The sequence below is a fragment of the Roseateles oligotrophus genome (assembly GCF_014204525.1).
GTDB classification, from domain to species: domain Bacteria; phylum Pseudomonadota; class Gammaproteobacteria; order Burkholderiales; family Burkholderiaceae_C; genus Paucibacter_A; species Paucibacter_A oligotrophus_A.
This window is the reverse complement of the sequence record NZ_JACHLP010000002.1, coordinates 434,982-446,026: the sequence shown is the minus strand read 5'-3', so window position 1 is coordinate 446,026 and position 11,045 is coordinate 434,982. Positions and strand designations below refer to the sequence as shown.

At 69.7% G+C, this 11,045-nt stretch carries 8 protein-coding genes; 3 read left to right on the top strand and 5 right to left on the bottom strand.

From position 1 onward, the window contains the following. Nucleotides 1-5 precede the first annotated feature (5 nt). On the top strand, nucleotides 6-491 hold the full coding sequence (locus tag HNP55_RS06545; protein ID WP_184297422.1) for an outer membrane protein assembly factor BamE: 486 nt from the start codon (nucleotides 6-8) through the stop codon (nucleotides 489-491). A gap of 6 nt (nucleotides 492-497) precedes the next feature. Here the strand turns inward: HNP55_RS06545 and HNP55_RS06540 are convergent, their stop codons facing one another. From HNP55_RS06540 to HNP55_RS06525, 4 genes are read right to left on the bottom strand one after another with little or no spacing between them, the layout of a single operon-like run. Beyond that, nucleotides 498-1,679: an extracellular solute-binding protein gene (locus tag HNP55_RS06540; RefSeq protein WP_184297420.1), complete on the bottom strand. Its 1,182-nt coding sequence runs from the start codon at nucleotides 1,677-1,679 to the stop codon at nucleotides 498-500. Between the two features lie 44 nt (nucleotides 1,680-1,723). Then, entirely contained in the window at nucleotides 1,724-3,844 is a 2,121-nt protein-coding gene (locus HNP55_RS06535; protein ID WP_184297418.1) for a putative bifunctional diguanylate cyclase/phosphodiesterase, read from the bottom strand. 56 nt (nucleotides 3,845-3,900) lie between these two features. After that, on the bottom strand, nucleotides 3,901-6,183 hold the full coding sequence (locus HNP55_RS06530; RefSeq protein ID WP_184297416.1) for a xanthine dehydrogenase family protein molybdopterin-binding subunit: 2,283 nt from the start codon (nucleotides 6,181-6,183) through the stop codon (nucleotides 3,901-3,903). Next, on the bottom strand, nucleotides 6,180-6,647 hold the full coding sequence (locus HNP55_RS06525; protein WP_348648670.1) for a (2Fe-2S)-binding protein: 468 nt from the start codon (nucleotides 6,645-6,647) through the stop codon (nucleotides 6,180-6,182). The genes HNP55_RS06530 and HNP55_RS06525 overlap by 4 nt, the downstream gene beginning before the upstream one ends. A gap of 128 nt (nucleotides 6,648-6,775) precedes the next feature. Here HNP55_RS06525 and ypfH point away from each other — a divergent pair, with 128 nt between their 5' ends. Both ypfH and HNP55_RS06515 read left to right on the top strand, forming a co-directional pair. Then, the gene (gene ypfH, locus HNP55_RS06520) at nucleotides 6,776-7,492 is read left to right on the top strand and encodes an esterase (protein ID WP_184297414.1); all 717 of its coding nucleotides are present in this window, start codon (nucleotides 6,776-6,778) and stop codon (nucleotides 7,490-7,492) included. 178 nt (nucleotides 7,493-7,670) lie between these two features. Continuing rightward, a complete protein-coding gene (locus HNP55_RS06515; RefSeq protein ID WP_184297412.1) occupies nucleotides 7,671-9,266 on the top strand; it encodes an ankyrin repeat domain-containing protein in 1,596 nt (531 codons plus the stop codon). Here HNP55_RS06515 and HNP55_RS06510 read toward each other — a convergent pair. Next, nucleotides 9,263-10,966, bottom strand: coding sequence for a M14 family metallopeptidase (locus HNP55_RS06510; RefSeq protein ID WP_184297410.1), 1,704 nt, complete (start codon nucleotides 10,964-10,966; stop codon nucleotides 9,263-9,265). The two genes, HNP55_RS06515 and HNP55_RS06510, sit on opposite strands and share 4 nt — an antisense overlap. Between the last annotated feature and the right edge of the window lie 79 nt (nucleotides 10,967-11,045).

Here is an 11,045-nt window from a genome sequence, read left to right as displayed (position 1 = left end):
CGCCGATGAAACCCCTGCTGCTGCTGACCCTGGCCGCCTGCCTGCTGAGCGCCTGCGATGCGCAACGCGCCGACAAGCTCAACGAGGGGGTCTCCACCGAGGCCGATGTGCGCCAGCAGTTCGGCGAACCGGCGCAAATCATCGAAAGAGCCGACGGCAGCAAGCTGCTGGCCTACCCGCGCCAGCCCGAGGGCAGCACGAATTACGAAATCATCATCGGCGCCGACGGCAAGCTGAGCTCGCTGCGCCAGCTGCTGGCGCCGCACAACTTCGCCAAGATCCAGCCGGGCATGACGCAGGCCCAGGTGAGCGAGATCCTGGGCCGCCATGCCAAGACCCATCGCTACGCCCTCAAGCCGGATGAGGAGGTCTGGGAATGGCGCTATCTGGACGGCCAGGACCGCAAGATCTTCAGCGTCATGTTCGACCGCGAGCACCGGGTGCAAAGCAGCGCCAGCACCGACGACCCGCGCACGCTCTACGGCGGCTAGCCTCGGTCATTTACGCATGGCCTGGCGCAGCCGCTGGCGCAGCTCCTCCACCGTCATGCCGGGCCTGTTCCAGAAGGCCGCCAGCTCGGCTTGCAAGGCCACGCGCACCTGCTCGCTGGTGAGGGCGCGCGGGCTGAGCAGGCGGGTGGAAGCCTCGTTCAAGCGCGCCAGGCTGTCGGCCGCGCAGGCGTCCAGCTGGGTGGCGGCAATGTCCCGGCGCACCGGCAGAGAGCCTTTGCGATGGGCAAAAGCGGCCTGCAGCTCAGGCTCCAGCATCAGCCGGGCCAGCAGGCGCTGGCCGGCCTGGCTGGGCAGGTCGCGCACACGGGGAAAGCTCAGCATATCGAGGGCGGCGATAAAGCTGCGCTGGGCCTCGGGCACGGGAGCGCAGACAAAATCCTGCTGGGCCGAGGCCGGCCCCACTTTCTTGAATTCGCCCTTGGCCCAATCCCCCATCACCTGCATGGCGGCCCGGCCCTGGATCACCAGGGTGGTGGCGGCATTCCAGGTCCGCACCTCGCCCGCCGGCGGCCGATAGGCGCGCAAGCGCTCCAGGATTTCCAGCACGCGGAGCACGCGCGGGTGGTCGAACACGCTGGGGTCCTCGTCGATATAGAGGCGGCGATACAGCTCGGGGCCGGCCGCCCCGGCCATCAGGGTGGTGAAGAGCAGGCGCACATTCCAGGGCTGGTCGCTGATGGCCAGGGGCAATACGCCGGCCCGCATAAACACCGGGGCCTGGGCCAGCACCTCGTCCCAGGTCTTGGGCAGGGGCAAATGCAGACGCCGGTACAGCTTGGCATTGAACCAGGCCCAGTTTTCGTTGTGCAGGGTCACGGGCAGGCCGACCAGCTCGCCCTGCTGGTACAGCACCGGCCAGATGAAGTCGTGCAGATGCCGGCGCCAGCCGTCCTCCTCGGCCAGGTCATTGAGCCGGGTGGCCACGCCCAGCACGCCCAGGCTGGCGATGTCCTCGGCGCCCAACCACATGGCGCTGGGCGGGAAGCCCGCCGTGATGCGCATGACGCTGTCCCGCTTCATGAACTCATAGTCCGGCGAGGGGGTGTCGGACCAGACCCCGCCGCGGGCGATAAAGCGCTGGGCGATCAGATCGAGGCTGGCGCGCTCGCTGGGCGCGATCCAGAAATGCGCGAGGTCGATGCGAGGCGGCGCGGTCTCGGCTTGCACGGGCAAAGCCAATAGGCAGCCAAGCAGCCAGGCCCGGCCGCCGTTCATGAGGCAGCTCCGGTGCTGGCGAGGGTCGAGGCCGGCTGGGCCGGGTTCGCCGCATTGGCCCGCAATAGCTGGGACAGCGCCTGCGGGCTTTGCGCCCGGGCATAGAAATGACCCTGGCCACGGACCCCGGCAAAGGCCAGAAAGACCTGGTGCTGGGCCAGGTTCTCTATGCCCTCGACCGTGACCTTGAGGCCCAGGCCCAGGGCCATGTCTATCATGCCGCGCACGATCAGCAGGCTGCCCGCATCCCGCTGCATGGCGGCCACAAAACTCTGGTCGATCTTGATCGAATGGCAGGGCAGGCGCCGCAGATGGCTGAGCGAGGCATAGCCGGTGCCGAAATCGTCCAGCACCACCCGCACCCCCAGCTCGGCCAGGCCATGCAGATTGCACTCGATCCTCTCGCTGGCCCGGCAGAGCAAGGCGGTCTCCAGCACCTCCACCTGCAACCAGGCCAGGCCCTCGTCGCCGGCCATGGCCTGCAAACGCGGCAGCAGATACTGGTCCGACAGGCTGACCTCGGGGAAGTTGACGCTGACGAAGCCGGGCATCACCGCCTGCTCGCGCCACAGCAGGCGGTCGTCCAGCACGGCCTGCAGCATGGCCTCGGTCAGCCGGTCCAGCATGCCGAACTCCTGCACGACGGGCAGAAACTCGGCCGGCGTCAGCACCGCGCCGTCCTCTCTGACCCAGCGGGCCAGCGCCTCCACGCCCAGGATGCGCTGGCTGTGGACATCGACCACCGGCTGGTAATGGGCCTTGATCTGGCCCCGCTGCAAGGCCTGGTTGAGCTGCACGGCCATCCGCTCCCGCGCCGCGCTGATGCCGGCGTCATTGCGGTCGAACACGCGCCGGGATCCGGGCCCCGCCTGCTTGGCCATGCGCAGGGCGAAGTCGGCCTGGCCGAGCAGATCGCCCTGCGTATCGCCGGTCAGCCCGGCGCTGGCCGCACCCAGGCAGGCGCTGATCTGGAAGGCCTGGTTCTGGAAGCGCAGCGGCCGGACTACCGCCTCCGCCAGGCCGTCCAGCACGGCCTGCATGGCGGGCGGATCCGGCGGCGCCGGCTGCAGCACGATGGTGAACTCATTCCCCCCGCTGCGGAACAGATGGTCGCTCGGACGCAGGCAGTCCTGCAAGCGCTCGGCCAGCGCGCGCAAGGCATGGTCGCCCGCCGCATGGCCGAACAACTCATTGGTCTTTCTGAACTTGTCGATATCGAGCAGCAGCAGGGCATGCGAGGCCGAGGGCTGGGGCGCCCGCTCCAGCGCCTCCAGCGTGGCCCGCAGCAGGCGCCGGTTGCCCACGTCGGTGAGCAGATCATGGTTGGCCTGGTGGCGCAGCTGCTCGGTGATCTGGCGGATGCGCTGGTTGCTCTGGCGCAGGCCTTGCAGCATGGGGTGGAAGATCAGCAGGTACTCGGCCAACAGGGTCAGCAAGGTGATGCCGGCCAGCGCCAGATGCAGGCGCTGGAAGCGCTGGGCCGTGTGCAGGGCGTGGCGGTAGAGATCGCTGGTGATGGCATTCACCTCGCTCATCAAGAGGCCGTCGGCGGCCAGGGCCAGCTCCAGCGGCGCCCAGACCGAGAAACGCCACTCCACCTGGCCGGCATCCAGGGCGGCGAACTTGCGCAGCTGCTGAGCCAGCGCGCGCGTCATGGCCGAGAAACGCTGGGCCCGGCCCGTGTCGATCAGAGGCGTCTTGAGCCAGCTTACCCGCAGGCCCTGGTCGCGCAGCAGGGCCTGGTCAAACACCTCCTGGCTGGACTCCAGGCGCCCCGCCAACCTCGCCAACTCCTCGCGGGTCGCGGCCAGCCAGCGCTGGCCACCGGGGCCGGGATTCTGATCCTGGGTGCGCAGGATCAGCTCGACGATCTGCGCCACCCGGCGCAGGTCCGAGCGCTGACTGATCGCCACCTCGTTGAGGGCCACCGCATGGGCCTGCTCGCGCAACATGGCGTTGATGACCAGATAGTTGCCCAGGGCCAGCAAGGCCAGGATGGCCAGGGCCAGGAAATAGCTGCGCCGGATGGCGCCCACCGGCCGGTCCAGGTCCACAGTCTCGGCCAGAGCCTCGGATCTGGCGGGCAGGCGTATGCGACTATTCAGGGAGATCTGCATAAGCTCCTCGACCTCACTCCTTGGATCCGCCGCTGGCGCGGCGGCAAGCCACCTGATCAAACAGTAGTTGCCAAAGGCAGGCGGCGCAAGCGCTCACCGGTCAGGGCGAACCAGGCATTGGCCAGGGCCGGCGCCACCGGCGGCGTGCCGGGCTCACCGACGCCGGTGGGAGGCAGATCGCTGGCCATCAGATGGGTCTCGATCAGCGGCGTCTGGGCCAGCGTCAGCAGGGGATAGTCGGGGAAGTTGCGCTGCTGCACCACGCCGTCCTTGATGTCGATGCGGCCGTAGAGCGCGGCCGTCAGGCCGAAGATCACCGCGCTCTCCATCTGCTGGGCGACGATGCCGGGGTTGAGCACCACGCCGCAGTCGATGGCGCAGACCACGCGATGCACCCGCGGTTTGCCCTGCTGGCTGCTCAGCTCGATGACCTGGGCCACGATGCTGCCGAAGCTCTCGTGCAAGGCCAGGCCACGCGCTCGGTCTTTGGGCAAGACCTGACCCCAGCCCGCTTCCTGCGCCGCACGCCTGAGCACGGCGGCATGGCGCGGCAGGCCGTCCAGCAGCGCCAGCCGGTAGGCCAGCGGGTCGGCGCCGGCGGCATGGGCCAGCTCGTCGACAAAGCTCTCGATGAAAAAGGCGTTGTGGGAATGACCCACCGAGCGCCAGAAGCCCACCGGCACGCCGCTGTGCGTGGCCAGATGCGCGATGCGCTGCTGCGGGATGGCATAGGGCTGATCGAACAAGCCCTCGCTGGCACTCTTGTCGGGCGGCTCGACCGGGCCGGCCAGGGCCGGCAGCACCCGCTCCATCCAGCGCGGCGAGATCGCGTCGCCCGCGCTGCCCAGCCGCAAGGCCAGGGGCTTGCCCGCGGCGTCCAGGCCGGCTTGCAAGAAGGCGGCGCCGGCCGGGCGGTAGAAGTCATGCGTCATGTCCTCCTCGCGCGACCACAGCAGTTGCACCGGCACGCCGCCGGTGTCCATGGCCACGCGCACGGCCTGGCCCACGTGGTCGGCCTCCAGGCGGCGGCCAAAGCCTCCGCCCAGATAAGTCTGATGCAAGGTCACGGCCGCCTCGGCCACGCCCGCCACCCGCGCCGCCACGGCCCGGGCAAGACCTGGCACCTGCGTGCCGACCCAGACCTCCACCCGGCCGTCCTTGACGCAGGCCGTGCAATTCATCGGCTCCATCGTGGCATGGGCCAGATAGGGGGCCTGGTAGAGCGCCTCGACCTTGCGCGGCGCCTGGGCCAGGGCGGCATCCGCCTCGCCCTGCGAGAAGAAGACATGGCCTTGCGCGGCCGCCACGCGGGCGCTGTCGGCCAGGCGGCTTTCGATCTGGGCCGTGTTCAGGGCGCCGGCGGGACGCTGCTGCCAGGCCGACTCCAGGCTTGCGGCGGCGCGCTGCGCATGCCAGCTATTGCGGGCCAGCACGGCCACGGCCGCATGGCTGCCGGCCACCGTGCCCAGCTGCACGACCCGCAGCACACCGGGCTGCTGCAGCAAGGCATTGACGGGCACCGGCCCCAGGCCGCCGCCCAGCATGGGGCAGTGGCGCACGGCGGCGAAGAGCAGGTCCTTGCCCGGCCGCACATCGATGCCGAAGACGGCGCTACCGTCCACCTTGGCGGCCAGGTCCAGGCGCGCCAGGGGCTTGCCGATCTGCGTCCATCTGGCCTTGGGTTTGAGCCTGACCTCGCCCGGCGGGGTGGCCGCGGCCTCCTTGGCCAGCTCGCCAAAATGCGCGCTGGGGCCGGAGACATGGCTGATCAGCCCGTCCTCCAGCAGCAGCTCGGGCAGGGGCAGCTTCCAGCGCAGCGAGGCGGCGCCCAGCAATTGCTGACGGGCGGTGGCCGCCGCCCAGCGCAGCGGTTCCCAGGCATCGGCCACGCTGCTGCTGCCGCCGGTGGCGTTGATGCCCAGTTCACGCGCCAGCTTGGCCACCGTCCACTGGCCCAGGCGGGCCCCCAGGCTTGTATGGCCGGGCTCGGTCTGGCGCGGGTGCAGGGGCAAGGAGCCCACAAACATGGCGATATTGCCGTAGATGGACTCGAAGCCCGCCGGGATCAGCCGCAGCCTTGCCAGCGGCAGGCTCAGCTCCTCGGCCACCAGCTGGGCCAGGGCCGTGTGCACGCCCTGGCCCATCTCGCTGCGGTGCATGGCCAGCAGCACATCGCCGTTGGCGGCGATCTTGATCCAGCCGTTCAGGCCGATCTCGCCCTCCACCTGGCCCAGGCTGCCGGCATGGCCCAGGCGGCTGCGCGGCGGCAGATAGCCCCAGCCCACCAGCAGGGCGGCCGAGGCGCCCAGCCCGCTCAGCAGCAAGGTGCGGCGCTTCATCGCCGGGCCCCGAGTGCCGCCGCCTGCCGGATGGCGCGGCGCACGCGCGGGTAAGTGCCGCAGCGGCAGAGATTCGTCATGGCCGCGTCGATATCGGCATCGCTGGGTTTGGGGTTTCTGGCCAGCAGGGCGGCCGCCGCCATCAGCATGCCGCTCTGGCAATAGCCGCATTGCGGCACCTGTTCGGCCAGCCAGGCGATTTGCAAGGCATGTGGATGCTCGGCAGTGCCCAGGGCCTCGATGGTGGTGATGGCCTTGCCCTGCACGGCGCCCAGCGGCGTGACGCAAGCCCTGGCGGCCTGACCGTCCACATGCACGGTGCAGGCGCCGCAGGCGGCCACGCCGCAGCCGAACTTGCTGCCGGTGAGATGCAGGCCGTCCCGCAAAGCCCATAGCAAGGGCATGGCCGGGTCGCTGGCATGTTCGGGCAGTTGCATGCGCTGACCATTGACCTTCAGTTCCACGTTCTGGGCTCCTTCCCGCCCGGCCGCTGAAGCCGCGGCGGGACGGCGCAGCATAGCCCAGGCCTCCCCGGGGCCTTGGCTCCCAAGCGACAATCCCCGCCTGTCAGCGACCTCGTCCCCCAGCCACCATGAATCCCGTCGAAACCCAAGACTCGAACACCCCGCCGGCCCTCGTCCATCTGCCGGCCAGCGGCGCGGTGGATCTGTGCTTTGTGCTGCTGCACGGCCTGGGCGCGGACGCCGCCAGCATGGAGCCGCTGCGCGCCGCCCTGCGCGCCCAGTACCCGCAGGCGGCCCTGGTCTCGCTGAACGCGCCCCTGGCCCTGGCCGAAGGCGGCCGGGCCTGGTTTGCGGTGGACGGCCTGGACGAGGCCGTGCTGGCGCAGCGCCTGGACGCCGCCCTGCCCGCCCTGATCCAGCGCGTGCAAGGCTGGGCCCGGCACTTCGGGCTGGACTGGGGGCGCATCGCCCTGGCCGGTTTCTCCCAGGGCGCCACGCTGGCGCTGGAGGCGGTGCAGGCCCAGGACCAATTGGCAGGCCGGGTGCTGGCCTTCTCGGGCGGCCATGGGCGGGTGCCCGAAAGAGCGCCGCACGAGGTCAGCCTGCACCTGCTGCATGGCCTGGACGATGGCCTGGTGCCCTACCGCCCCGTGGTGAATATGGCCAGAACCCTGGTCGCTCTGGGCGCCGACGTGACGGCCGATGTGCTGCCCGGCATCGGCCACGAGCTGCACCCCAAGCTGGTGGACAAGGCCATGGAGCAGTTGCGTACCTTTGTGCCGGCGCGGCTGTGGCGCGCCGCTCAGGAAGCGGCGGCGGAGCAGGACCGGCAAGCCAAGCATTGAGCGCTATGGCACACTGCGCCCACAGCACCGGCCGGGGTGCTGCTGGATCCGCAGGCAGGCCTGAGGCCACCCGGTGGGACGCGCGTTCAAGACCGCGTCCGCAACTCACTTCCCACTGTTACGCCTTTGTGCGGCCTGAGCGCGCGGATCGCAGGCTTGATACGCATGGAGGTTTCCCTTGAAAACAAGCCATCCCGGGGCTGCGCCCCAGCCCGCCCTGCCCGCGCTCCCCGACTCGGCCGATCTGCAACAACTCAAGCGTCAAGCGCGTGAATTGCTGCGCGGCTGGCGCAACGCCGATGCCGCCAGCCTGGCGCGCGCCGCACCCTACCACCGAGACCATGCGGCCGCGCCGCCCAGCCTCAGCCAGGCCCAACTGGTGATCGCGCGCGAGCTGGGCTTTGCCAGCTGGCCCGCCCTGCGCCGGGCCGTGCTGGCGCAGCAGGAGGCAAGCCAGCTCGACCAGGCCGCGCTGATCACGCGCATCCTGACGCTGGCCCTGGGCCGGGGCTGGGACAGCCCGCAGCCCGAGCGCGCCTTGGCGCTGATGCAGCGTTTGCGAGGCCCATGCCCACCGGCCTTGCGCCCGGCCCTGGCCTTGGCACGGGGCGAGCTGGAGACGCTTGAACGCATGCCCGCTGCGGGCCAGCGGCTCCCGCCCTTCGATGCGCCCGCCTTGGCCTACGTATGCTTCTCCAGCCTGCATCGCCTCGGCGAGCCCTGGGCCGGCGGCTTGCTGCGCAGCGCCCAAACCTTGCTCGCGCAAGGCGGCAGCGATCTCCATGCCCTGCGCATGCCGGACACGGCCGAGCCGCCCGGCCTGCCCCTGCTGTACGGTGCCATCGCCCGGGCGCAAAGCCCGGCGCTGGCCGCCGCCCTGCTGGCCGCCGGTGCCGATCCCAACGACGGCGAGTCGCTGTACCACGCCTGCGAAGACAGCGAGCGCCAGCGTGCCGCTGTGCAGATCCGCCAGTTGATCGCACACGGTGCGCGCTGGCAGGGCACGAATGCGCTGCTGCGCCTGCTCGACTTTGAAGACCCCACCGGCCTCGACCTGGCACTGAGCCTGGGGGCCGACGTCAACGAGGCCGGCCCGCAGGGCGGCGCGGCCCTGCACCACGCCTTGCGCAGAGGCCGCTCCGGCGCCTGCCTGAGCCAGCTGATCGCCCATGGCGCCGATCTCGCGGCCCGCGACGCCGAGGGCCGCAAGCCCGCCACGCTGGCGGCCCTGCTGGGTGAAAGCGCGGCGCTGGAACTGCTGGCGGCGCAGGGCGCGAGGCCGGAACTGCCCTCGGCACGGGAGCGTTTTCTGGCCGCCTGCGCGGCTGCCGATGCCGGCACGGCGCGGGCCTTGCTGGACGAACAGCCCGGACTGCTGCAAGCGCTGGGCGCGCATGAGCTGCGCCTGCTGCCCGACCAGACGCAGCGGCGCGCGCGGAGCTCGGTCGCGCTGATGCTGTCGCTGGGCTGGCCGGTCGGGGTGCTGGGCGATTGGCAGGCCAGCGCCCTGAACCAGGCCGCCTTCAACGGCGACGCGGCCCTGGTGCAGTTACTGCTGGCGCATGGCGCCAGCTGGCAGGAGGGCAATGGCTATGGCGGCGATGTGATGGGCAGCCTGCTGCACGCCGCCGCACACCTGCCTCAGCCCGGCGGCGACTATCTGGCCACGCTGCAGTTATTGCTGGCCGCAGGGGCGCCCCGCCCCTCTGAGGCGGAGCAGGACGAGTTACCGGCGGAGTTGCAGGCTTGGCTCGATGATGCGGAGGCGGGCTAATCCAACACCACCTCGGTGCGCACCGTCCCCGCCCGGTCCGCACAGGCGCTCAAGGCCAGGCGGCTGCCTTTGGGCGCGCGCAGCACCCATTCGCCCACGGCCCGGTCGGCCGTCACCTCGCGGCTGGGCAGAAAGGCTTGCTGGCTGCTCTTGGGGCCATGGCCTTCCAGCTGCGGGCCTTCCATGCGCTGCTTGCCGCCGAGCAGGCTGAACTCGGGGTCGCCCTCGGGCAGATGGATCTCGAACATCACGCCGCGCACGATCTTGCGCTCCAGGGCGCGCTGGGTCACATAAGCGGGCAGATAACCGCTATTGGCCACGGCCATGCGGATGCGCCAGGTGTCGGGGCCCAGGGCCCGCACCTCGGTGCGCAGCAGCTCCAGCTTGGGCAGGGACAGGGCGATCTGATCCATCCAGGCCGGGAAGCGCGCCGCCTCGCGCTGGCGCAGGGCCGGCGGCGGGTTGCGCCAGAAGTTCATCTTGTCCCAACCGCCAATCTCGACGTCACCGAGTTGCGGGTGATGGAAGGGCCGCCAGTCCACATGGGCCTGGCCGCCGCATTGCTCATCGCTCCACTTGAGCAGCTTGAGATCGTCCTCCACCGGATGCTCGCGGTACCAGTCGATCCATTTATAGCCCTCGATGCCGGCCTCCTTGTTCGGCGACCACAGCTCCACCACCCAGAACAAGGCGCCCAGATGTTCGTAGACCCAGTCCTGCGTGCCGGTGATGACCTCCTTGGGGTGGTAGCGGAAGTCGTGCCAGATGCTGAGGGCCGGGTAGCCGCTGAGCTGCTCGCCCAGGGCCGAGAAGCGCTTATAGGTCCACAAATCCTCAGGGATCATCGCCTCGTCGCTCTGGCCGCCCATGGGCCGCAGGATCACGCCGCTATGGGTGTGGTAGCTGATGGCGGCGCCGATATTCGGATGGCTGGTGATGAAGTCCACCATGGCCCGCACCTCGGGCTCGCTGGTCGGATAGGGGCCGGCACCGACTTGCTTGTGCTCCTGCCGCCATTCGCTGGGGAAGTTGCGGTTCAGGTCCAGACCCTCGCGGTCCTTGTTGACCGTCACGGTCAGGCCATCGTGGTTCTTGATGAAGCCCTCGGGGATCAAACGGTAGTACTCGCCGCCGAACTCGCCCGGCTCACGCGCCACCATCAGGCGCGGCTCCTGCGCATGTTTTTTGTAAGTGCCATGCGGGTCGCGCACCCGCATGCTGAGAATGCGGCCGTCGCCGTCCACATCTTCGACGCTCAGGCCATCGACCGGGGCCTCGTCGAAGGGATAGGCACGGGTGGAGGAGCGGATATGGCGCGGCCGATCCGCCAAGGCCAGTTCGGCCCCGTCGGGATTGAGGCGCGGCACCATATAGACGGCGCGCGTATCGAGCAACTGGGTCACCTGCGGGTCCACGCTATAACCCGTTACCAGATGGTTAAGGTAGTAGAGGCAGGCGGTGGAAGCGGTCAGCTCGGCCGCATGGATATTGCCGTCCAGCCAGAAGGCGGGCTTGTCCACATCGGCTCCGCTGGCAGTATTGGTTAGCACCAGCACCCAGATGTCGCGGCCCTCATGGCTTTTGCCGATGCTGCGCAGCGAGACCAGATTGGGCCTGGCCTCGGCATAGGCGAAGAGCAGCTCGGTCAGGGCCTCATAACGATAAAACTCATCGAATCTGGGGGTCGGCAGGACGGCCATGGCTGCTCGCATATCGGAGGGAAGATGCCTAGGATTGTGCACAAAGCGAGCGAGCCGGCGAACGCGGATCTTGAGCCGC

Excerpts from the sequence above, each read along its gene's own strand:
- HNP55_RS06545 (WP_184297422.1), top strand. The coding sequence starts at position 6 with ATGAAACCCCTGCTGCTGCTGACCCTGGCCGCCTGCCTGCTGAGCGCC.
- HNP55_RS06535 (WP_184297418.1), bottom strand. The coding sequence starts at position 3,844 with ATGCAGATCTCCCTGAATAGTCGCATACGCCTGCCCGCCAGATCCGAG.
- HNP55_RS06530 (WP_184297416.1), bottom strand. The coding sequence starts at position 6,183 with ATGAAGCGCCGCACCTTGCTGCTGAGCGGGCTGGGCGCCTCGGCCGCC.
- ypfH (WP_184297414.1), top strand. The coding sequence starts at position 6,776 with ATGAATCCCGTCGAAACCCAAGACTCGAACACCCCGCCGGCCCTCGTC.
- HNP55_RS06510 (WP_184297410.1), bottom strand. The coding sequence starts at position 10,966 with ATGGCCGTCCTGCCGACCCCCAGATTCGATGAGTTTTATCGTTATGAG.